The sequence below is a fragment of the Colwellia sp. MEBiC06753 genome, assembly GCF_053470325.1.
On sequence record NZ_JBQMTM010000003.1, the window covers coordinates 162,029 to 183,512 of the forward strand.

At 38.8% G+C, this 21,484-nt stretch carries 22 protein-coding genes and 1 tRNA gene; 10 read left to right on the plus strand and 13 right to left on the minus strand.

Annotation, left to right across the window (positions count from 1 at the left end; genetic code table 11):
• Nucleotides 1–24 precede the first annotated feature (24 nt).
• Nucleotides 25–1,224 carry a site-specific integrase gene (locus tag ACOB82_RS03875; protein WP_448211629.1) on the minus strand — a complete coding sequence of 400 codons (1,200 nt, stop codon included), beginning with the start codon at nucleotides 1,222–1,224 and terminating at the stop codon, nucleotides 25–27.
• 293 nt (nucleotides 1,225–1,517) lie between these two features.
• A tRNA-Ser gene (locus tag ACOB82_RS03880) sits at nucleotides 1,518–1,608 on the minus strand.
• A 340-nt stretch (nucleotides 1,609–1,948) separates the two neighbouring features.
• On the opposite strand from ACOB82_RS03880, the gene ACOB82_RS03885 reads away from it, so the two are divergent.
• Entirely contained in the window at nucleotides 1,949–4,054 is a 2,106-nt protein-coding gene (locus tag ACOB82_RS03885) for a TonB-dependent receptor (protein WP_448211630.1), read from the plus strand.
• A gap of 112 nt (nucleotides 4,055–4,166) precedes the next feature.
• Here the strand turns inward: ACOB82_RS03885 and ACOB82_RS03890 are convergent, their stop codons facing one another.
• The 7 genes from ACOB82_RS03890 to ACOB82_RS03920 form a co-directional block, all read right to left on the minus strand.
• Nucleotides 4,167–4,721: a response regulator transcription factor gene (locus ACOB82_RS03890; protein WP_448211631.1), complete on the minus strand. Its 555-nt coding sequence runs from the start codon at nucleotides 4,719–4,721 to the stop codon at nucleotides 4,167–4,169.
• A 2-nt stretch (nucleotides 4,722–4,723) separates the two neighbouring features.
• The gene (locus tag ACOB82_RS03895; RefSeq protein ID WP_448211632.1) at nucleotides 4,724–6,046 is read right to left on the minus strand and encodes a sensor histidine kinase; all 1,323 of its coding nucleotides are present in this window, start codon (nucleotides 6,044–6,046) and stop codon (nucleotides 4,724–4,726) included.
• A 216-nt stretch (nucleotides 6,047–6,262) separates the two neighbouring features.
• Nucleotides 6,263–6,610: a rhodanese-like domain-containing protein gene (locus tag ACOB82_RS03900; protein WP_448211633.1), complete on the minus strand. Its 348-nt coding sequence runs from the start codon at nucleotides 6,608–6,610 to the stop codon at nucleotides 6,263–6,265.
• Nucleotides 6,611–6,625: 15 nt separating this feature from the next.
• Nucleotides 6,626–6,844 carry a YgaP family membrane protein gene (locus ACOB82_RS03905; RefSeq protein ID WP_448211634.1) on the minus strand — a complete coding sequence of 73 codons (219 nt, stop codon included), beginning with the start codon at nucleotides 6,842–6,844 and terminating at the stop codon, nucleotides 6,626–6,628.
• Between the two features lie 92 nt (nucleotides 6,845–6,936).
• Entirely contained in the window at nucleotides 6,937–8,253 is a 1,317-nt protein-coding gene (locus ACOB82_RS03910; RefSeq protein WP_448211635.1) for a hypothetical protein, read from the minus strand.
• Between the two features lie 25 nt (nucleotides 8,254–8,278).
• Complete coding sequence (locus ACOB82_RS03915; protein ID WP_448211636.1) at nucleotides 8,279–9,088, minus strand: outer membrane lipoprotein-sorting protein; 810 nt, start codon at nucleotides 9,086–9,088, stop codon at nucleotides 8,279–8,281.
• 47 nt (nucleotides 9,089–9,135) lie between these two features.
• Nucleotides 9,136–11,697, minus strand: a complete 2,562-nt coding sequence (locus tag ACOB82_RS03920; protein WP_448211637.1) for an efflux RND transporter permease subunit — start codon at nucleotides 11,695–11,697, stop codon at nucleotides 9,136–9,138.
• Between the two features lie 107 nt (nucleotides 11,698–11,804).
• Here ACOB82_RS03920 and ACOB82_RS03925 point away from each other — a divergent pair, with 107 nt between their 5' ends.
• From ACOB82_RS03925 to ACOB82_RS03955, 7 genes are all read left to right on the plus strand, one after another.
• Nucleotides 11,805–12,110, plus strand: a complete 306-nt coding sequence (locus tag ACOB82_RS03925; protein ID WP_448211638.1) for an ArsR/SmtB family transcription factor — start codon at nucleotides 11,805–11,807, stop codon at nucleotides 12,108–12,110.
• Between the two features lie 72 nt (nucleotides 12,111–12,182).
• The gene (locus tag ACOB82_RS03930; protein WP_448211639.1) at nucleotides 12,183–12,779 is read left to right on the plus strand and encodes a DNA-3-methyladenine glycosylase I; all 597 of its coding nucleotides are present in this window, start codon (nucleotides 12,183–12,185) and stop codon (nucleotides 12,777–12,779) included.
• Nucleotides 12,780–12,891: 112 nt separating this feature from the next.
• Complete coding sequence (locus tag ACOB82_RS03935) at nucleotides 12,892–13,560, plus strand: Bax inhibitor-1/YccA family protein (RefSeq protein ID WP_448211640.1); 669 nt, start codon at nucleotides 12,892–12,894, stop codon at nucleotides 13,558–13,560.
• A gap of 88 nt (nucleotides 13,561–13,648) precedes the next feature.
• Nucleotides 13,649–14,014 (plus strand): sulfurtransferase complex subunit TusD, encoded by a 366-nt coding sequence (gene tusD, locus ACOB82_RS03940; RefSeq protein ID WP_448211641.1) that lies wholly within the window; start codon nucleotides 13,649–13,651, stop codon nucleotides 14,012–14,014.
• Nucleotides 14,011–14,394 (plus strand): sulfurtransferase complex subunit TusC, encoded by a 384-nt coding sequence (gene tusC / locus ACOB82_RS03945; RefSeq protein ID WP_448211642.1) that lies wholly within the window; start codon nucleotides 14,011–14,013, stop codon nucleotides 14,392–14,394. The genes tusD and tusC overlap by 4 nt, the downstream gene beginning before the upstream one ends.
• 1 nt (nucleotide 14,395) lies before the next feature.
• Complete coding sequence (gene tusB, locus ACOB82_RS03950; protein WP_448211643.1) at nucleotides 14,396–14,686, plus strand: sulfurtransferase complex subunit TusB; 291 nt, start codon at nucleotides 14,396–14,398, stop codon at nucleotides 14,684–14,686.
• 26 nt (nucleotides 14,687–14,712) lie between these two features.
• Nucleotides 14,713–15,030 carry a TusE/DsrC/DsvC family sulfur relay protein gene (locus ACOB82_RS03955; protein ID WP_448211644.1) on the plus strand — a complete coding sequence of 106 codons (318 nt, stop codon included), beginning with the start codon at nucleotides 14,713–14,715 and terminating at the stop codon, nucleotides 15,028–15,030.
• Between the two features lie 69 nt (nucleotides 15,031–15,099).
• On the opposite strand, the gene ACOB82_RS03960 is transcribed toward ACOB82_RS03955, so the two are convergent.
• The gene (locus ACOB82_RS03960) at nucleotides 15,100–15,303 is read right to left on the minus strand and encodes a cytoplasmic protein (RefSeq protein WP_448211645.1); all 204 of its coding nucleotides are present in this window, start codon (nucleotides 15,301–15,303) and stop codon (nucleotides 15,100–15,102) included.
• Nucleotides 15,304–15,504: 201 nt separating this feature from the next.
• On the minus strand, nucleotides 15,505–16,956 hold the full coding sequence (locus ACOB82_RS03965; protein WP_448211646.1) for a glyceraldehyde-3-phosphate dehydrogenase: 1,452 nt from the start codon (nucleotides 16,954–16,956) through the stop codon (nucleotides 15,505–15,507).
• A 204-nt stretch (nucleotides 16,957–17,160) separates the two neighbouring features.
• On the opposite strand from ACOB82_RS03965, the gene ACOB82_RS03970 reads away from it, so the two are divergent.
• Nucleotides 17,161–17,961 carry a DUF2989 domain-containing protein gene (locus ACOB82_RS03970; RefSeq protein WP_448211647.1) on the plus strand — a complete coding sequence of 267 codons (801 nt, stop codon included), beginning with the start codon at nucleotides 17,161–17,163 and terminating at the stop codon, nucleotides 17,959–17,961.
• A 52-nt stretch (nucleotides 17,962–18,013) separates the two neighbouring features.
• Here ACOB82_RS03970 and msrB read toward each other — a convergent pair whose 3' ends face one another.
• On the minus strand, nucleotides 18,014–18,388 hold the full coding sequence (gene msrB, locus ACOB82_RS03975) for a peptide-methionine (R)-S-oxide reductase MsrB (RefSeq protein WP_448211648.1): 375 nt from the start codon (nucleotides 18,386–18,388) through the stop codon (nucleotides 18,014–18,016).
• Between the two features lie 42 nt (nucleotides 18,389–18,430).
• On the minus strand, nucleotides 18,431–19,954 hold the full coding sequence (gene gndA, locus ACOB82_RS03980) for an NADP-dependent phosphogluconate dehydrogenase (RefSeq protein WP_448211649.1): 1,524 nt from the start codon (nucleotides 19,952–19,954) through the stop codon (nucleotides 18,431–18,433).
• A 240-nt stretch (nucleotides 19,955–20,194) separates the two neighbouring features.
• Between gndA and gap the strand changes: the two genes are divergently transcribed.
• Complete coding sequence (gene gap / locus ACOB82_RS03985) at nucleotides 20,195–21,190, plus strand: type I glyceraldehyde-3-phosphate dehydrogenase (protein ID WP_448211650.1); 996 nt, start codon at nucleotides 20,195–20,197, stop codon at nucleotides 21,188–21,190.
• The last annotated feature ends 294 nt before the right edge of the window (nucleotides 21,191–21,484 follow it).

The following is a 21,484-nucleotide window of genomic DNA, read 5'->3' on the forward strand; positions in this document are numbered from 1 at the left end:
CCTTTTAAGTTAAGGTGTTCTTGGCTAATAGTCTAGCTTTTCAATTACATCTTTAAGAACCTGAATATCAGTCGTCACCTGTGAGCCATAAATACCAAATGTAACATCTGTATCACCTAAATGGCCTAGCAATTGCCTGACGATGTATGCCTGCTCTCCTGCTCTTTTGTAAAACGATGCAACTGTTGTTCGAAAGCAATGAAAATCAACCATTAATTTTTCATGATAAAGCTCTTCTTTATCAACACCCACTTTCCGCAATAAGGTTCGGTTAAACCAACGACTAACTGGCACTCCAAAACCATCTTGGCTACTTTTCTGCTTCTTTGCGTAAACCTGTGAAAATAAGTACTTTTGATCATCGGCCTTTCTTTCATTCACAAAGTCAATGAAACCAGCTTCGATCAAACGGGAATGGATTGGAACAATTCGTAATGACGTCCAATTTTTCACATTATGAATTGAGGTTTCCCCAAGGGTAATAACCCAAATTCCTTGAAACTTGGTCACGTTGTGTACATAAAGCGAAGCAATTTCACTAAGGCGCATCCCAGTGTACATTGCAATCTTGGGAATCCAACGAATATCTTCACGTATGCCAGGTGCTTCTCGCGCGTCAGTAACTTGGTAATGCCAAATACGGCTTAACTCTTCATTAGTGTATGGTCGTCGATGAGCACGAGTGTTTTTGCTCGATTTTAGACGAAGCCCCTTAAATGGGTTGGTAACTAAGCCTTTCTCCTTATTCACCACCCAATCACAGAAAGTTGAAAAGTTAACCATGTAACGATTTACCGTTTTAACGGCCAACGGTTTAATTTGGCTGCAATTCTTCGTATGATTGGCCGGTAGCAATTGTAGCTCCTCAAAAACATCAACCGCTGTCGAGCGTTTAAGTTTTCGAATATCAAAGCTTTCTCCAAGTGTAGCCATAAGAAATTTGAACGAAATCTCATAATGAGTAATTGTTGCTGCTTTCACCTCACGTTGCTTTTGCATTAAAAAGCGTTCAATTAATGCATCAAGGCGATAATTTTCTGGGGTTTCTTGAACTTGAGCATCATTTGCTGCCGATAATGTGTTATCAAGGTTTGCGACGCCCCCAAGTGAAGACAAAAACTTCTTGCCCGATAATAACATTGAGCTAAAAACTTCGCGAAGTTTCATCCCTGATGATTGAGTTTCAAGTTGCTCAGTTTGTAACTGATTTGCTGTGTTGCACATCCTATGCATCTCCATTCCATATTTTACAACTAACGCAAGTATTTGCGCTTCTTCCTTATTCGCCGTGCCTAAACTAGCAACGAAATGCGAACGAAGAGGATGATAGCCGATTTTTTAAGTTGGGAGGTTCGTAATCGAAAAAAATAATTCTTGGAAGCGGGATACTGGTACAGATAGTTAGGATACTTACTCATAAGCTTAGCCTTAATAAGTGACTAAGCAATGTGGCAGAGTTGAGGTTCTGGTATGCCAGAAACGAAAAAGCCCTGTTAATACAGGGCTTTATCTTAATATGGCGGTGAGATAGGGATTTGAACCCTAGATGGGCTACAAACCCATGCCGGTTTTCAAGACCGGTGCTTTCGACCACTCAGCCATCTCACCAATTGTTACCGCATCTGTGGGAACGGTGCGAATATTAATGATTGATGACTTTTTTGTAAAGCACTTATTTAGGAAAAATAGCGTTTTGCCGTTTAAACGGTGAATATTCACTCAACCGTGTATAACTAATAGCCAACTCTCGAAAATTTATATCCTTTACAATGAAACATTAATCTAAGCCGAGCTTACAAAGTAAAGTCCAAAAACATTAGTTTGTTTAATTTACCAACAATTACCGTGACAAATTGTCGCAGTTGCTTTGTTTTGTTTTGCCAGCATTTAAAAAACTCATAACAATCCAGTTACTTAACAAAAATTATAAAAATTAACTGTCGATTTTATGAAGTTTGAATTATCTAAAATTTGTAAAGCATTAACCAACACCAACACCAGAACTAACACTATTACTTTTTCGTTATTGTTAGTGCCTTTTGCAGCATTAAGTAACAACAATATTAACTTAGATACCATTGAACATATTGAAGTTCGTGCAACTAACCAAACAGCTAACATAATGTCAGTCGAACGGGATAAATTTACTCAGCCAGATATAGCTACTATGCTACAAACCATTCCCGGCGCGGCAATTAATCGTAATGGCGCCCTAACTGGTATTGTGCAATATCGCGGTTTATATGGTGATCGCATAGCGACAACCGTTGGCGGCCAAACATTTATTGGCGCTGGCCCTAATGCTATGGATACTCCACTAAGTTATAGCCCAAGCATTATTACCGAAGCCATAGAAGTTTCTAGAGGTATTGCTCCTGTCGCTATGGGCATTGAAACTCTTGGCGGCGCGGTTAATACCCAACTAAGCCAAGCAAACTTTAACGATGACGGTACAGTAGCTGCTGGACGAGTATTAACCGGTTACCGCACGGTTAATAATGCTAAAAACCTTGCCGCTAAAGTTAATATTGCTCGCGAACAAATCGCAGGGTTAATTTATTTTGATAGCAATAGCGCTGATGATTATCAATCTGGCGATGGTAATACCGTTAAGCCTACTGCTTATCATAAAACGCAAGCAGGTTTTAACTCTCGCGTGAAACTTGGCCAAAATGACTATTCATTAAGTTATCATTATACCGACAGCCATGATTCTGGCACGCCAGCATTGCCGATGAATATTACCTATGTTTACGGTAATAAAGTCAATTTAGCAGGACAGCACCAAGTAACTAACGGTCAATTTAATTGGCAATTAGGCTATTTTAATTCTGATCATGAAATGGATAACTTTAACCTTCGCCAGCAAAACGTGCTTGCGAACTATCGCCGAAACAACACTGACACCGAAAATATTGATTTTAAACTACATTGGCAAAGTAACGATGAACTTTGGCTAGCTGGCATTGATGGTTATCAATCAACGCATAACGCTACGATTACCAACCCAAACAACGCAATGTTTAATGTGGTTAATTTTAATAATGTCCAAGACGAAAAAAACAGTGCCTTTGTGCAATGGCAGCCCAAGTTTGATCAGCACCAAGTAATGCTAGGCGCTAGGGTTAAATATATCAGCGCTGATGCTGATGAAGTAAATCATCATATGGCAATGATGAACCCGATGATTGGTCGATTAGTGAATCAATTCAACAACTCAGATCGTCACCAAACTGACACTAATTTTGATCTAATGGCAAACTGGCGTTACTCGTTAAACCAAGCTTTACAGTTTGATGTAACACTTGGGTTAAAACAACGAGCACCGTCTTATCAAGAGCGCTATTTATGGTTGCCAATGGAAGCTACCGGCGGACTTGCTGACGGCAACACATACGTTGGTAATGCTGAGTTAAAAGCAGAAACCGCCAAGCAAATAAACCTAGGCCTTGCTTATCAAGGTAAATCCTTAGCATTCAGTGCTGACACTTACTTCCAACAAATCGATGATTATATTCAAGCTGTACCAAATACGGATATGACAATTAGCATGATCGCCAGCATGATGAACTCAGATTTGGTATTAAACTTTGCCAATGTTGAAGCTCAATTATATGGTGTTGATGGCGAGTTCACTTATCAATTAAATCAGTACTGGCAAGTACATGGCTATGCAAGCTATGTGCGTGGTAAGCGTGATGATATTAATGACAACCTATATCGTATTACCCCAGCCAATGCTGGTTTAACGCTGAGCTATTTATCGGATAAATGGCAAGCCAATATCGTTACTCGCGTTGTCGCCAAACAGCATGATATTGCCAAACTTAACCGAGAGCAAAAAACTTCTGGCTATGGCTTGCTTGCCATGTCATTGACTTACGATATTAACGCTGAATTGCTTGTTCAGGCAGGTATAGATAATTTACTCGACAGAGAATACGTAAGCCACTTAGCAGGTTATAACCGAGTAACAAGCAATGGTTACCCGCTAATGTCTCGCTTGCCTCAGGAAGGTCGAAACTTCTGGCTTAGCATGAATTATCAATTTTAACTTCAGTTTTGGTTTTGGTTTTAGGGGCTAGTTTCTTAAATTTGAATTAGCAAACTACTTAAAACGGCTTCATTTCCGCAGACGTTGCCTAAAAGCAACATTTACCCTTGCCCTAGTCTTGGTCTTTATTTACAAAGGCCAAGCTAGGGCGTTTTTTTAGCTTACGCTGCAACGTTCGTCTATGCATTGATAGCTGCCGTGCTGCGGCTGAAATATTGCCATCGTTCACTTTGAGTACCTGATTGATATGTTCCCATTCAACTTGCTCAGGTGAAAGCACAGGCTCTTGATTTAGCTCAATATCTGTCTGTTTTTCACCATTTAAGGTAATTAGTAAGGTTTGGGTATCAACCGGTTTAGCCAAATAGTCATCTGCCCCCAGTTTCATCGCCTGTACTGCGGTTGCAATACTCGCGTACCCGGTTAACAAGATGATTTTTACCGCTGGCCTACTCGCCTTTAATAATGGGATAAGCGTTAGGCCACTTTCGCCATCTAAATACATATCTAATAAAATTGCATCTGGCTGAAAACTTTTACACTTAAGCAGAGCTTCACTGGTATTTTCTGCAAGTTGACAAATAAGCTGATGTTTTTCCAATCGGCGTATTAAGATGGTACTAAAGCTATGATCGTCTTCAATGATCAGTAATTTCTTTTTCACCATGCTTAACACTTCCCACTAGCCATAGCGTCTGGCAAACATGGTAAACAAATGGTCACTGCTGCCCCATTAGCGCTTTGCGGCGATGTTGCTAATGCATCATTAATATTGTTTAACATTATTCGCCCATGGTTTCGCTCTAAGCTGGCATTGCTTAACATCAGTGCCATCCCAAAGCCCTGTTCACTGATCACCATATCGTTACCTAGCTCTGCAAAGCTCGCTGGTTGGAAACCTGCACCAAAATCGCGAATGGTAATATGCCATTCATCAGCAATTTTTTCGCTAACTAGATTCACCTGTTTACAGCTGGCTTTTTCACTTGCTGTTACCGCATTATTAATTATGTTTAAAATCGCTGGGATTAATGAACTGTCTGCTTCAACTAAACAGTTAACCTTTGTTGTACTGAATTCAAAATTAATCTCAGGGTAATATAACTGGCAATGACGAACAATTTGTTCAAATAGCGCATCACAATTTTTAGCGAGTAATTGATTGTGCTTGATCTGCTCAGTATTGGTTCGAAATTCAGCGAGCTTTTCTTGGCATCTAGTCAGTTGAGTGTCAAATTCAGTCAACAGCGCCAGTTCACTATCAATATTAGTTATACCAATGCTACTTGTATCGGGATTAGCTCTATCACTTAGACTTTCTGCTAATTCATCAATCAAAAGTCTTAATGTCGCGATAGGCGTAGCTATATCATGGGTGACTTGAGCTGAAGCGACACTTAGCGCAACGATACGCTCTTGTTTAAGTTGTTGCTCACGATATTTATTAATGACCTGTTGTTTTAAACGGTTTGCTTTAGCCATATGCGTGACCACAAACGCGACAACAGCAGAAGAAAACAAAAAGTTTACCCACATGCCAATAAAGTGCCCTTCCATATTTCCGTGCATAATGTGCATCGGCTGCGACCACAGCAATACGCTGTAAATTGATATTGCCGCCATCGTCAATATAAGAATGCCAGCTAATGGCAAACTCACAGCAGCAATAGCTATGGGTATTAGTAATAAAGAGACAAACGCATTGGTCGCGCCGCCACTGAAATACAGTAAAATGCCAAGGAAAAGAACATCTGCAATGAGTTGTATAAATAGGTATTTCGCTTTAATTTCTGATTTTTTTTGGTGATAAACCCAAGAACCAAAATTAAATAAAATCTCTTTAAATACAATAAGTAACAAAGTGGTAAGAGGTAACACATAACCAAGAATTAGGTTGACGAATAAGATCAGCACCAATTGAATAGCGATAGATACTGCTCTTAGGGCAAGAATTAACTGGATAGCATTTAACTGCCGAAAATAATCAGGCATAAGTGTTAGTTGTTAGTTGTTAGTTGTTAGTTGTTAGTTGTTAGTTGTTAGTTGTTAGATTTTAGGCTTTATATTTATGTGTAGACTTAAGTCTAGGCTTGGCTAGGAAAGTTGAAATGCCACACAATAAAGTCCCGTTAAACGTTTGGTAATCTAATGCACTTGGTTAAAAGCGTCCTTGCTATTAACTAAATTTTATTTAACTAATTTAACTAATTAATCAAATGAACTAACAACTTGGTCTATGCCACAGGTAATAACCCAAACATTTTCATAACCAATGCGTTGCAATTGCTCTGCAGCAAATGTTGCACGCGCACCGCTAGCACAATGGATAAAAATTGGTGTTTTTTCGTCGCTGTAAAGTTCTGGCATTTTGCTTTCTAAAATACCTCTTGGCACATTAACCGTACCTTTTGCCGCTTTGGCTTGATATTCAGCTGGTTCACGAACATCTAGCACAACACCACCAATTTCATGGTATTTTTCCTTTGCTTCAATAGCCGTTAGGGTTTGTAGACTAATGCGTGCTTCTGCCACTATTTCAGGAGTTTTCTTTAACATAACTACGTTTGAACCTTAGGCTTTTACCGCTTCTGCTTCAGTTTTTAAGCCAAGCTTTTTAAAGAAAATTGCGGCTGGGCAAAAACCAGTAAATGAAAATTGAAACATATTCGCGCCAATAAACGCGGTAAACCAAAAGAAGTTTGGATGTACCCAATACGTTAATGCTAATGAAAGCAAAACCATCACACCTGCAAAGCGAAATACCGCTCTTTCTACTGTTGTACCACTCATAACATACTCTCCTAAAAATCGATGTACTCTTTACTACTCACTTTCTACTTTTCTACTGCATTCACACTGAATAACTTGGTAAAAAGTAGCGGCTAATAACTAAACCTTGCTCGTAACCAAGCATTGGTATTTTTTTGATGTTGTCCCCAGAAACTATTGTCCTGATCGCCGAAGAAAAAGTTTCCGCCAACTGAAAAAGACCAAGCGTCACTGTATCGAAAACTCACCGACGGTTTTACGTAGCCGTCTTGATCGGTGGGCGACCAAAATAAAAACAATGAGCTCACTAACTTTTGCTGCATGGCCATATGCGTTAGGCGCAATGTCGCCATTTGCCGATATTCATCAACTTTGGGGGCTGTTTCAGGCAAATTTTGTTTGTAACCATCATAGTCATGAGTCTTTTCAATATAATATTGAACGCCTACGGTGAGGTTTTTGATAAATTCCTGCTCATAACCGACTAAAAAGCGGCTTTGATCATTAGGAATATTCGCTAAATTACCGCTGGCATCTTCAATGCTGTTGTATTTAGCAAACTCCATATTAAATAAGCCTGAAAACAACGTTTGGCGTAGACTCATGCCATAAGTATTTAACTTGGGAAAATAGGCCAAACCTTGTTCGGTAGCCCCCATAGGGCTTGTCCAATAGCCTTTATAGCCGTATGCCGCAAGCTCTCTACCGTCAATAGTGGTTTTTATTCGTAGTGAATAAGTTTCATTATCTTGGTTGACCACTGGGAAATGCTCTGGCGCAATCACATCGCCGGCAAATGGCGAATAAAACGAAAAACGCTCTCCGGTTAAGTAGTGATCACTGGTAAAACCTGGCGTATAACCAAAATCAAAGGTGATATTGTTGATATACCAACTTAAACGCAATGCATCCGACGGCACTTTTAAGAATTCATCGTCACGACCAGCAAAGAACGACTGCCAGTCTTTGGGAAACGTATCGTTTAGGAATATATAATCCCCCGTGCCCCAGGTCATAACCTGACGCCCAACTTTTACATCAAGGTTTTGCCATGGACTAAACGCGATATTTAACTCTCGCGTATCCCAAATCGACTTTTCAAGGACGTGATCGTAATAAAGATCGCCTGCAAACGAGAATTCAAATAGCTCATGGCTATAGTCAACATCTGCCCTTACCCGAAATTCAGATAAACTTTGCTGTTTTTGCGTGACATTATTTTGTAAAAATTGTCCGCGTGCCGCTTCAGCGAATCCTGAAAAACTCCACGGTGACACTTCGGTTTCAGCCCAATCATCACCCCAGTCATCAAATTCGCTTTCTTGGGCATAGGCAAATTGGGTTGTTGCCAGCGTAGCGCTAGCCAAAGCCATTACCAACGGAGATAACAATGCAGATAACGATGCCGATTTTTTAACGTTTCTTTTCATGTTTTTAGCCAAAAATCACTCAAGATTAATTTAACCAGCTTTTCGGCGGATTACGTAAACTACGCTCTGAAAACACGTCATCCGGCAAGCCAACATCGTATTTCACGTTCCGAAATTGCATTTCGGTATAACTGTTGTCAGATAATTGGGTAATTTTAGAATGCGTTACCGTTGGTATGCCCTGAACATCAGCAACTGACAATACCTTCATTTCGCGCATCGGCTTATCTTTGTTATCGTAATAAGTTACAGCCATTGGTAAAAATGTTTGCTTATCAATTTCTGCCAAGTAGTAGCTAAACTCTACTGTTGCTGGTGCTTTGGGCATACCTTTAATCATATAAAACGCATCGCTAGATTGGTTGTCAATTAGAGTGAAGTTATCTTCAGCTGGGTTGCGCCCAGAAACATCCTCATAATAAAAGTGAGAGCCAACAAACGACGTACGTTTATCACCAGCAGAAATACGCTTAACTAAATCTAGTGCAGGTAAATATAACCAACGATCATCGTCAGATTTTACTTTTTTCGCCACGCGAAACACCGTGTCTTTAACATCGGTTGGGCGCGAGAAAAACACCATCATGTCTTGATCGCCTAAATCCTCTTTATCTTTACGTAAGATATGAAATTGACGCATTTGCTTTTGACCACGGCTATCAACAATAACCATGCGTGCTTGCGCACTGCCGTCATCACCCGCGTAATATGACGCTAAGTTACTTTTCGAAATAATGTCATCAACGCTTAATTCTGCTGCATTGGCATTGAACACAACGCCTGACATGCCAAAAGCGGCGAATGTTAAGCTGGTTAATTTAACTAATTTGTTCATCAAATTTTCCTCTAATCTTTTGCAAAATAGCTTTAGCAATATTGCGTTTAGGAAGATTGCTCAGTTGAAAGTTCTGGCTTATCAATTAACGTCATCAATGCTGGTAATAGCACTAGTGTGACAAATGCTGATAACGCCATAATACTCGCTAAGAAAAAGCCGACCGTAATGTAAGGCACCAACGGCGACAACAATAACGGTGTAAAGCCGATGGCAATTACGATAGCGTTGCGCGAAATAGCACGGCTTGGCTCTTTGAACATTTCAATTAATGCTAAGCGCAAGCTGCCAAGCTCTTTTTCTAACTCGCGTGCACGTTGTAAAAAGTGGATGGCAAAATCGATAGACAAACCTAGAGTTAGTGCTGATAGCACTGCAATTGGCATATCATATGACTTACCGACCCAGCCGATTAAGCCATAAATCATCGAAATGGTGAAAGTTAGTGGCAGCATCGCTAGCACACCGTATTTAATCGATCTAAATAACAACACCATCATAATGAAAACAATAACAAAGCTAGACAATAAGCTGTTTAACATGCCGCTAACCATTGCATCTTGCCAAACAATATTTAGGTAAGATTTGCCAGCCCAATTAACCTCTACCGCCACAGGTGCAGGATGATAGATAAGGTAATCCTCTAACCACGCAACCACTTCAGTTGTATGTTGATTATCGCCACTGGTCATTTGCAACCAAATTAAACTTGAGCGGTAATCTTTAGAAACAAAGTGCCATAAATCTTGCGGACGATGTGATGATTGATATTGCAATAGCGTTTGAGCAACACCGTCGCTAGAGCTAGGAATAACGAAGTCTTGCTGCTCGCCTGATCGCAACTCTCGATTAACCGTTTTAACAATATCAGATAAGCTATTAGCTTTACCGACTAATCCAGTTTCAACTAAATCGTCTTGTAGTTGTGACATCCAGTTCAGCATTTTAGGCTGCATAAATAATTTTGATTGATTAATTTGCTGCTCGACCAAGCTAACCAGTTCGCTAATAGCGTCTTGTTGAGCATCTGGCGCGCTAAAACTTAAATCATCGAGTTGTACTAACAGTTCGTTGTTATAGCTAAGCTCGTTTGATTTTGCCTGTTCAATGGCTTTTTCTAATTCAGGGCTAATTAAGTCGGCATCTACTAACGGCTGAATTAGGCTAACGAACGAATGATTCAGTTCAGAATTATTGGTTTTGATTGAATCAAGTACTAACCAAACATCATAGGTACCAGCAAAGTGTTCGTTTAAAACTTTATCTGCTACGCGAATCTCATGATCTGCCTTAAACCAGTTTACCGGGTTATCATTAATCTCAATTCGGCGAATCCCCTCAACACTAACAATAAATAAGGCAATGAAAGCGAGTAAAATTAATTTAACGTTGTTACGAGCAAACTTTCCTAACTTTTCCAATGCACCGGCTAATACGCCTTTTTGTTCAATACGAACAATCGCTTCGTGTAAGTGCGACAATGTTTCATTCGACAGACGCGAAATATACGCAGGGATAAAGATTATGGTTAAGGCAAATGCTAATATAATGCCGCTACCGATAAAAGCACCAAATACTTTTACCGGAGGAATTGGCGTTAACATCAGTGAATAAAAACCAACTGCAGAGGTGATCGAGGTAAATAGCATTGGTTTATATAAATGCGACATCACCTTTTTTATCGTCGCTTTAACATCATCGCCTTGGCGATAATGTTCGGAAAATTCGGATAAAATATGAACCGAATCAACTACCGCAATAGGCATCAAGAAGATGGCGATCATTGATGACATAATATGTACAGTAAAACCCATACCTATTAATGTGCCCATGGTAATAATTACCGTCGACATCGCCACAATCATTGGCGCAATAATTAATGGAAAATTTCTAAAGAAATACCAAAGTAAAGCAAAAATCGCTAAGCCCGCTAGTGGTGCCGCTACGCCCATTTGCACAAACATTTCAACACCGAACTGGTCTTCAGCAACGGGTAAACCGGTAATATGAAATTCAAGCTCAGAATTTAAAGACTGAGTAAACTCACGCACTTGCTCGGCAATGCCATAACTTAAATCTTTTGAAACAATCGGCACATATATCGCCATTGCTTTATCGTCACCAGAAACTAGCGTGTTATCTAACATTGGAAGGCGTTTGACTGCAGTTTTTACTTCATCACTGGCTTGTTGCGTAGTTGGTGCTTGTTTCATAAGGTATTCAAAGCGAATACCTTGATTTTCACCATTAGCTGAAAGCTCTTGCTTGATATTATCAACCACATTTAATGCTAATAAGTCTTGCTTAATTACACCATCAAGTGACAAGATGAAGTTTGATACTTGATTAATATCTTGTAATTTTTCCGGCGTAAAAACGCTGTCCTTGCTCACCGCACCGATCACCACCATATCATGCATGTTGTAATCAGCCTTAGTTTGAGTATGAAATACTCTAGCCGGGGCATCATCACTGAGCATATTTTCGGGATCGGTATCAATTTGCAATAAAGGAAACATTGCAAGAGTGACAAGTACTAAAAGCCAAAGCGCACCATAAATCGCTTTAGGTTTTGTTAGGGCAAAATGTAAAATGGCAGAATAGTTCAAACTGACACCTATATTAGTTTGTGCTAAATTATATTTTTCTAATATAGATTATTATATTAGAATTGTCTAATATTAAATTATCTTTTATTAAGTGTAGGCGAAAAATCATGGAAATAAATGACGTAACCAATATGACTGAAAATGCAAAGCAAGCAGAAAAGCTTTTGAAGTCAATGAGTAATGAGTATCGCCTACTTATTCTTTGCCACTTGGGCGACGGTGAACTTTCGGTTGGCGAGCTAAATGAATTAATTGATATTAGCCAATCTGCGTTGTCGCAACACTTAGCTAAGTTAAGAAAAGAATCTTTGGTAGCAACGACACGCAAATCACAAACTATTTATTATCGTGTAGCGAATCCCGCTGCATTAAAAATTATTAGGGTGTTATACGAAGAAATTTGTGGTCAGTAATAGCGCTTTAATTACTATTTAAAAACGATATAGTAGCTAAAACCTCGCTATCTAAATCAAAATTAATTCAACATGAATAAGCACTGTCGGTGTCCTTGGCTCGATGAAACCAAAGAAGACTACGTACGTTATCACGATGAAGAATGGGGTGTTCCCGTTTTCGATGATACTAAGTTATTTGAATATTTAATCTTAGAATCTGCTCAAGCTGGGTTAAGTTGGTACACCATTTTAAAACGCCGCCAAGGCTATCGCGCCGCCTTTGCCAACTTTGAAGTAAACAAAGTAGCTGCATTTAACGAAAATGATGTTGAACGCTTGGTAAAAGATGAGCGAATTATTCGCCATAAAGGTAAAATTGAAGCGGCAATCAATAATGCAAAATGCTTTATTGAAATTCAAAAAGAATTTGGCAGTTTTGCTAATTATCAATGGCAATTTGTCAATCATCAAACAATCGTCAATACACCTGAAACATTGAAAGACTACGCTGCAACCTCACCTGAGTCAGATGCGTTTAGTAAAGATTTAAAAAAGCGGGGCTTTAAATTTGTTGGTTCTACCATTATTTACGCCCATATGCAGGCATGTGGCATGGTCAATGATCACGCGTTATCTTGTTACAAAAGAAAACAAATTATTGATCGTTTTGAACAGGTTTTACCGTAGTATTTTAAAAAACACCGTGTCATAATATGTCAAAATAAAGTAGATTAGGTCTTGAACTTAAGGTAACAGTCCTTATCTATATAAAAGTAAACAAGTTCATAGAGGAAAGTTTATGCAAACAAATATGAATCTAGGTGCTGCTAGTCAAAGTAGTGCTATTGAAATTAACAAGGTATTACGTAATACCTACATGTTGCTAGGTATGACACTAGCGTTCAGCGCGGTAACAGCGGGTATTTCAATGGCCATGAATTTATCGCACATTGCTGCTTTAGTAATGACGCTGGTCGCTTTTGGTTTACTATTTGTTGTTAACAAACAAGCAGATAAAGCAAATGGTATTTTCTGGATTTTTGCTTTTACCGGCTTAATGGGTGCGTCTTTAGGCCCAATGCTTAACATGTACGCGGCTCTACCTAACGGTGGCTCGCTGATCATGCAAGCGCTTGGCGGTACCGCATTAATCTTCTTTGCGTTATCAGGTTATGCATTAACTAGTAAGAAAGACTTCTCATTTATGGGTGGTTTTTTAATGGTTGGCTTAATCGTTGTAATTGTTGCAGGTATAGCTAATATCTTCTTTGCCATTCCTGCATTATCGCTAGCACTTAATGCTGCGATTGTAATGATTATGTCTGGCTTAATTTTATTTGATACTAGCCGCATTATTCACGGTGGTGAACGTAACTACATCCGTGCAACAGTGTCGTTATACCTAAATATTTACAACCTATTTATCAGCCTTTTACAATTATTAGGTGCCTTTAACTCTGACGATTAAAACTTAGTTAAAGTTAGGTTATACTAAGCCTCGTTTTTACGGGGCTTTTTTACGCCCTAATTTAGCTCAACCAGCAGATGAGAATTTTGTGGTCACCTTTTCACTTGTAATAACAACAGCACCGCACCAAAATAATACCGCGACCGCAATTGAATTTGCTAAAGCAGTATTAGCGCAAGGTCATCAGATCAACGGTATCTTTTTTTATCAGAACGGTGTTTTACATGCCAATACCTTAGTTAAAATTCCGTCAGATGAATTTCAAGCTATTGAGCACTTTCTTGCTTTAAACGCTGAACACCACATACCGTTATATTTATGTATTACGGCAGCAGAAAAGCGTGGCCTGAGCGATGAAGATGGCTCACCAAATATCAGTCAACAATTCACTATTTCAGGCTTAGGCGAAATGGTTGAATTAACTAGTTCAGCAGATAAGGTGGTGCAGTGGTGAGTACAGTTAATAGCGCTAACAATGCAATGGCAATCATTAACACTACAGCGCCTTTTGCTCAATTAAATGGTAAAGAAGCGTTAGATATGGCGTTAATTTATGGCTCTTATGAGCAAGAAATAGCGTTGTTTTTTATTGGCGATGGGGTTTGGCAGTTAGTAGCCAACCATCAAGGTGAATTAGTCAAGGTTAAAGATTACTTAAAAACGCTAGATGCCCTAACCTTTTACGATATTGACCATATTTTTGTTTGTCAGCGCTCTTTGGAAGAGCGAGGTCTGACAATAAGTCAATTGAAAACGATTGATGGCTTAACGGCATTAACATCAACAGAGTTAAATTCAACGTTAAAATCTTATAAAACGGTATTAACTTTTTAATATGAGCAGTTTACACCTAATTCGACAATCCCCTTTTGCCTCGCCATTGCTTAATACCGTTGTTTCATTAATTGAGGTTAATGACAAAATAGTGTTGCTTGACGACGGTTGCTATGGCTTAAAGCATCCATTAATTGAACAAGCATCGGCTAAAATAGGTAATAACAACATTTATGTGATCGAGCATCATTTTAAAGCTCGTGCTGTTGAAAATAATAGAGCTATTGTAGAAATATCGATGGAGCAATTAGTGCAATTAACAATTGAAGCTGCTCAAACAATCACTTGGTAACGACTTACACAGAATCACTTAAACTTATGTTAGAAAATATTGCTTTAGATCAGCACGGCTATTTAAAAGATTTCACGCAGTGGACAGAAACTCTTGCCCCTGAGCTTGCGGAAAAAGATGGTATTGAGCTTACTAATGCTCATTGGGAAGTGATCCGTTTCGTGCGTCAATTTTATTTAACCTATAACACCTCACCAGCCATTCGTGCGCTAACAAAAGCGATGAAAGCAGAGTTTGGCGAAGAAAAAGCGAGCAGTCGATATTTATATCGCTTATTCCCTGACGGCCCAGCAAAACAGGCAACAAAATATGCAGGCTTACCTAAGCCTGCACGCTGTATTTGATCAGTTTTAAAATAACACTAGGTAACTCAGGTTTGATACTACTTATACGTACCTAGGTTACGTAATAACTTAAACTTTGATATTAACGTTATTGCCTGATGATAATGTTGGCGGATTCACATTAGGAATGCTTGCTGCGGCTGATTCAATTAGCTCAAGCGCCATTTTACCTTCAATTTCCATTTGATCTTTAGCCATTTTTGCACCTTTAATTTCAAGTGCCGAGCCTGAATCAACGTTCATTGAACTGTTTCCATGAATAGTTATAGTCATAGTGATATACCTTGGTTACTGCATTAAACGATAAGGGTTATCAGTTTATCGGCAGCTATTGAGTTTGCTTTAGTATTTATTTAGCAATTATTTTGGCGCTCTATTTATAATAAAAATAGCATAAAAAAAAGGAGCTTACGCTCCTTTTATCAGTAACCAATTTAAGTGCAACTACGCTCTTACTGATTATGTTCGAGGTTTTTACGCTCTAGGTAATGTCGGTACAAAAATACCTGCCATTTCCTGCATTACACGCACTACCTGACAGCTATAACCGAACTCGTTGTCGTACCATACATATAATACAGCGCGATCTTCATCTACAATTGTTGCTTGTGAATCAACAACACCAGCGTAACGAGAACCTACTAAGTCTGTTGACACAATTTCAGTAGACGCAGTGTAATCAACTTGGTTTTGTAGATCTGATTTCAGTGAAATCTCTCTTAAGTAATCATTTAAACCTTCCGCCGTTGTTGCAGCTTTAAGGTTTAAGTTCATAATCGCCATTGACACATTGGGTGTTGGTACGCGAATCGCGTTACCAGTAAGTAAACCTTTCAATTCTGGTAACGCTTTAGCAACCGCTTTTGCAGCACCAGTTGACGTGATTACCATATTCAGTGGTGCACTACGACCACGACGTGGAGATTTATGGTAATTATCAATTAAGTTTTGGTCATTAGTATAAGAATGTACTGTTTCTACATGACCATTCTTAATACCAAATTTATCATTTACTGCTTTTAATACTGGAGTAATAGCATTAGTCGTACAGCTTGCTGCTGAGATAATTTTATCTTCAGCTAAAATCATATCGTGGTTAACGCCATAAACGATATTTTTAATATCGCCTTTAGCTGGTGCTGTAAGTAATACTTTAGCAACACCTTTTGATTGAAGATGTTGGCCTAAACCTTCTTCATCTGACCAAATACCTGTGTTATCAACCACTAATGCGTTGTTAATTCCGTATTGAGTGTAATCAATATCTGATGGTGATTTTGCATAAATCACTTGAATAAACGCACCATTTGCCTTAATTACATTATTTTCTTCATCAATAGTAATGCTGCCATTAAACGCACCATGTACTGAATCACGACGTAATAAACTAGCACGCTTTGCTAAATCACCATCTTTACCAGGACGGATAACAATCGCGCGTAAGCGCAGTTTTGAAGCTGGGCCCGTTTTTTCAATCAATAAGCGCGCTAATAAACGACCGATACGACCAAAGCCATACAGTACAACATCTTGAGCTTCTGAAGCTGGAGCATTGGTTTCTAAAATGTCAGCTAATTCTTTTTCTAAATATTGCTCAATAGTAAGACCATTTGCGCCACCTAAAAATAAGTAATTGTATGCTAGCTTACCAATATCGATGCGAGCTGGTGATAAAGGCATTTTAGTTAATGCTTCTAAAAATGGAAAACTCTCTCTTAGTCGCAGCTTGCTGTCTTCGTGTAATGCTACAGACTTATGCGCTTTAACAATATCAATTGCCGAAGCATTCACTAATGGACGACCATAAACCGCCACTTCAATTCCTTTATTACGGAAAAGTTGGCTGATCATAGGTAACATATTTTCTGCGAAAGTCTGACGCTCTTGCCAGCTAGATTGGTATTGTTCCTCAAGATGAGAAGTCATTACTTAAAACCTTTTAATTCAGTAGATTGAACGATAAACTATTATTTTAAAATCAGCTAAAATATCAGTTTTACACTAATATTAATCTTTAATACCTATAATAAATAATAGCTACCCGCTTGATGCGGCGCATATTGTAATGCAGCGTGAAAGTTTTCGCCAGCACTTACACAAAAATAATCTATAAATTAGACTGAGTAATTAATGAACCGAGCCCCTTTATATTTTCTTGCCTCTTTTATGTTAGCGGGTTGTGATAATGGCCCTGATTTAGCAAAAATATGTAAAGATAACCCTGATATGTGTTCCGAATTTAATGAAGATAGTTGGTGCAAACGCGAGCGTGTTAATACCATTTTAGCTAATTACCATTTAGCACAAACAGGGAAAGAAGAAAAAAAATACGATTTATTATTAGCTTATGAAAAATATGCAGCTTGTATGGATCATGCCTCAAAAATTGAGCATATTAAACTGAAATATAAACAACGTAACCGTATAGATAATTTTGTTAAAGCAAAAGAGCGAATCAAAGAAATTAGCGATGATACCCGCAATTCTGAACATCCAGAATTGTTGTTTTATCATTGGTCACGCTACTTATCAGAGCCTGCACTGGCAAAATTTTTAAAGCTTGAAGGAAGTAGAGCATTAGAGACACAAACCTCGCAATTTCATTTAGCCACCTATTACATTAAACGAGATCCTGATAAAACCTTAGATTTACTGTTTCATGCCCTCGAGTTAGTTGCGCCAGAAGAACCAATAAATATCGAAATTTTCAAATCAATCACCACCATTTTTACTGACAAGAAAGAGTTTAAACAAGCTTATATTTGGCTAAAAATATTGAACAGTTATGCACCAGAAGATAAGGATATTAGCGAAGATGGCCTGAAACAGTTTAGCCAATTTTATCAATTGGATGCTGGTTTTTTAGATAAAGTAGCCGAAGCGACGCTAGATAAGATTATCGATGGAAGGTTTAGCCCACCTAAGCATTAGTCTAATCAACAAGGACTAAGCTAATGCTTAAGTTAAAATTCAGGCTAACGGGTTAATCAGGGGCAAAATTTAAACTTAATGAGTTTACACAATAACGTTGGCCGGTAGGTGCTGGTCCGTCGTCAAAAACATGACCTAAATGTGACTGGCAGTTACTACATTGTATCTCTGTGCGCACCATATGATGTGACAAATCTTCTTTATAAAAAATAGCGTCGGCCATGCTTTGATAAAAGCTTGGCCAACCACAACCCGCATTAAATTTAGTATCAGAATGAAATAACGGCTGTTCACAGCAAACACAGGTATAAATTCCCGCTTGCCAGTGATCATTATACTTACCACTAAAAGGATGCTCAGTGGCACCAAGTCGGCATACCGCATAAGCATCTTCACTTAGTTTGTCTTTGTATTTATAGTTACTCATTTTATCTCATTAAAGACAGATCAAAACCTGATTAAAGCCTAGTTATAGGCTGATCAATGGCCTGCCATCAACAGCCCATTCAACATGGTATTTTTTACCAGATTGGCTATCTACGCGCTCAAATGTATGAGCACCAAAGAAATCACGTTGCCCTTGCAGTAGGTTTGCAGGTAATACTGCGGTGCGCATTGAATCGTAATACGACATGGCAGAAGAAAGCGCGCCAACAGGTATACCCATAATAGTGATTTCAGCCAATGCTTCACGCCAGTTTTGTTGATGCAAGTTTAATTGTTTAACAAAAAAATCATCCAACAACAGGTTTTCTAGCTCGTCGTTACGATTAAATGCTTCAGTAATAGACTGTAAAAATACTGCACGAATAATACAGCCTGCCCGCCAAATTTTTGCAATGCTTGAAAAATCTAAAGTCCAGTTGTGCTCTTTAGCTGCTAGTTTCATTAGTTGAAAACCTTGAGCATAAGCGCAAATTTTAGAGCAATATAATGCATCATGAAGTTTAGTAATAAATGCTTGCTTTTCTTCTGCCGTATACTTTTTGACCGCAGGGCCTTGTAGCAATTCAGATGCTTTAACCCGAGAGGTTTTAAATGAAGAAATAGAGCGAGCATAAACAGCTTGCGAAATAGTTGGTGCTGGGCACCCTACTTCTAAACTACTTACTGCCGTCCATAAGCCAGTGCCTTTTTGGCCGGCCTTATCTAAGATCACATCTACTAATGTCGTATTCTCATCTACACGATGGCGCAATACTTCCACTGAAATTTCCATTAAGTAGCTGTCTAACGGACCTGAGTTCCATTTTTCAAAAGTATCTGCGATTTCATCACAACTCATACCTAAGCCATCACGCAGTACTTGATAAGCTTCACAGATGATCTGCATATCGGCATATTCAATACCATTGTGTACCATTTTTACATAATGACCTGCGCCTGCTGGTCCAATATAAGCTGCACAAGGATCACCAAATTCTATTACTTCACCTGGTTGAGTGCGCTCAATCGGCTTACCAGTGGCCGGATCTACTTTTGCAGAAATTGCTTCCCAAATTGGCTTTATACGTGTCCACGCATAAGGCGAACCACTAGGCATTAATGCTGGACCAAAACGCGCGCCAACTTCACCACCTGAGACAGCAGAAGAAAATAAAATAAATTGGCTTTTATAGCGCTTTTCTCGTTCTACGGTATCGACCCAAAGACTATTGCCAGTATCAATCACAATATCGTCTGGCTGAATACCCGCTCCAATTAGGCTTTCGCATACTTGGTCGACAGGTTCTCCAGCTGGTACTGAAAGTACAATTAAATGAGGTGCTTTTAGTTGAGAAAGTAATTCAGTATAAGAAAAACAACCATAAACACGAGGAGCATCTGTTTTATTTTCTAATCTGTCTTGCTCAATAGTGTCAGTTACTTTTTCATGGTTTAAATCAAATGCTGCAATGTTGTATCCGTTATCAGCAAGATTAAGCACCAGGTTTTTTCCCATTACACCTAAGCCAATAAAGCCAATGTCACACAATACTTTCTCTTGTGTCATATTAATTTTCCGAAGGTTAATTTTATGATTTGTGCGCGTAAAAACGCCGTGATGTTGTTATTTTATCATGGCATTTGCCTAAGCGCCTCTTTTTCAGCAAATAAAGTGGCCATTTCCTTTAATTATTTTAGTAACAATCCGAAAGTATATTTCACTTTATTTAATAAAAATCTAAATTCAGCTTGATATTTCTGGTTATTGATGTAATTTTACTACATTAGTTTTTTATGGGAATCAGACATGACAATCAAAGTAGGTATTAACGGCTTTGGCCGAATTGGCCGTTTTGTATTTAGAGCCGCGCAAGAACGCAACGACGTTGAAATTGTAGGTATTAATGACCTAATCGATGTTGAGTATATGGCTTACATGTTAAAGTACGACTCAACACACGGCCGTTTTAACGGTTCTGTAGAAGTTGTTGGTGGCAATCTAGTCGTTAACGGCAATACTGTTCGAGTTACTGCTGAACGAGATCCTGCACAATTGAAGTGGGATGCTATTGGCGCAGAAGTTGTCGTTGAATCAACGGGTCTTTTCCTGACCGACGAAACAGCACGTAAACATATTGATGCAGGCGCTAAAAAAGTTGTAATGTCAGCACCTTCTAAAGACAGTACCCCAATGTTTGTAATGGGCGTTAACCATAGTGAATATCAAGGCCAAGCTATTGTTTCTAATGCGTCATGTACAACCAACTGCTTAGCGCCAATCGCCAAGGTATTAAATGATACTTGGGGCATTAAAGATGGCTTGATGACTACCGTGCATGCAACAACTGCAACCCAAAAAACGGTAGATGGACCATCAGCTAAAGATTGGCGCGGTGGTCGTGGTGCAGGTCAAAACATTATCCCATCATCAACTGGCGCAGCAAAAGCCGTTGGTAAAGTTATTCCAGCATTAAATGGCAAACTTACCGGTATGGCATTCCGCGTTCCTACTCCTAATGTTTCTGTTGTCGATTTGACAGTTAACTTGGAAAAGCCAGCAAGTTATGAAGAAATTTGCCAAGCGATGAAAGCAGCTGCGCATGGCGAATTAGAAGGTATTTTAGGCTATACCGAAGATCAGGTGGTTTCAAATGATTTTATCGGTGAAAAATGTACTTCAGTATTTGATGCTGGTGCTGGTATTGCATTAACCGATACCTTTGTCAAAGTTGTATCTTGGTATGACAACGAAATTGGCTACTCAAATAAAGTATTAGATTTAGTTTCATACATTTCAAAATAGCTTTGCAATAAATGAATAAACATCAAGGGGCTGATTTAGGCCCCTTTTTACTGCGCCAAAGTACAAAAACTTCAGTAATCAAACCATCGAAACTTTCATTTTTGGTTCAAGGCACTATCAGTTCTGCCAAAGCACCTTACTTTAATCACACAACAAACGATTAAAATATTTTGTAAGCCCATTTAACTTAGTTAAGGTTTAACAAAGTTAAATTAAATGTGTTTAGTAATAGCCTAAATAAACTAATTTATTACTAATCAAAGAGTTTTATTATCTAAATAACATTCACATACT

What these genes read in the sequence shown, in the direction of transcription:
- ACOB82_RS03875 (WP_448211629.1), bottom strand. Translation starts at nt 1,224, where the DNA reads ATGTGCAACACAGCAAATCAGTTACAAACTGAGCAACTTGAAACTCAA.
- ACOB82_RS03885 (WP_448211630.1), top strand. Translation starts at nt 1,949, where the DNA reads ATGAAGTTTGAATTATCTAAAATTTGTAAAGCATTAACCAACACCAAC.
- ACOB82_RS03890 (WP_448211631.1), bottom strand. Translation starts at nt 4,721, where the DNA reads ATGGTGAAAAAGAAATTACTGATCATTGAAGACGATCATAGCTTTAGT.
- ACOB82_RS03895 (WP_448211632.1), bottom strand. Translation starts at nt 6,046, where the DNA reads ATGCCTGATTATTTTCGGCAGTTAAATGCTATCCAGTTAATTCTTGCC.
- ACOB82_RS03900 (WP_448211633.1), bottom strand. Translation starts at nt 6,610, where the DNA reads ATGTTAAAGAAAACTCCTGAAATAGTGGCAGAAGCACGCATTAGTCTA.
- ACOB82_RS03905 (WP_448211634.1), bottom strand. Translation starts at nt 6,844, where the DNA reads ATGAGTGGTACAACAGTAGAAAGAGCGGTATTTCGCTTTGCAGGTGTG.
- ACOB82_RS03910 (WP_448211635.1), bottom strand. Translation starts at nt 8,253, where the DNA reads ATGAAAAGAAACGTTAAAAAATCGGCATCGTTATCTGCATTGTTATCT.
- ACOB82_RS03915 (WP_448211636.1), bottom strand. Translation starts at nt 9,088, where the DNA reads ATGAACAAATTAGTTAAATTAACCAGCTTAACATTCGCCGCTTTTGGC.
- ACOB82_RS03925 (WP_448211638.1), top strand. Translation starts at nt 11,805, where the DNA reads ATGGAAATAAATGACGTAACCAATATGACTGAAAATGCAAAGCAAGCA.
- ACOB82_RS03930 (WP_448211639.1), top strand. Translation starts at nt 12,183, where the DNA reads ATGAATAAGCACTGTCGGTGTCCTTGGCTCGATGAAACCAAAGAAGAC.
- ACOB82_RS03935 (WP_448211640.1), top strand. Translation starts at nt 12,892, where the DNA reads ATGCAAACAAATATGAATCTAGGTGCTGCTAGTCAAAGTAGTGCTATT.
- tusB (WP_448211643.1), top strand. Translation starts at nt 14,396, where the DNA reads ATGAGCAGTTTACACCTAATTCGACAATCCCCTTTTGCCTCGCCATTG.
- ACOB82_RS03955 (WP_448211644.1), top strand. Translation starts at nt 14,713, where the DNA reads ATGTTAGAAAATATTGCTTTAGATCAGCACGGCTATTTAAAAGATTTC.
- ACOB82_RS03960 (WP_448211645.1), bottom strand. Translation starts at nt 15,303, where the DNA reads ATGACTATAACTATTCATGGAAACAGTTCAATGAACGTTGATTCAGGC.
- ACOB82_RS03965 (WP_448211646.1), bottom strand. Translation starts at nt 16,956, where the DNA reads ATGACTTCTCATCTTGAGGAACAATACCAATCTAGCTGGCAAGAGCGT.
- ACOB82_RS03970 (WP_448211647.1), top strand. Translation starts at nt 17,161, where the DNA reads ATGAACCGAGCCCCTTTATATTTTCTTGCCTCTTTTATGTTAGCGGGT.
- msrB (WP_448211648.1), bottom strand. Translation starts at nt 18,388, where the DNA reads ATGAGTAACTATAAATACAAAGACAAACTAAGTGAAGATGCTTATGCG.
- gndA (WP_448211649.1), bottom strand. Translation starts at nt 19,954, where the DNA reads ATGACACAAGAGAAAGTATTGTGTGACATTGGCTTTATTGGCTTAGGT.
- gap (WP_448211650.1), top strand. Translation starts at nt 20,195, where the DNA reads ATGACAATCAAAGTAGGTATTAACGGCTTTGGCCGAATTGGCCGTTTT.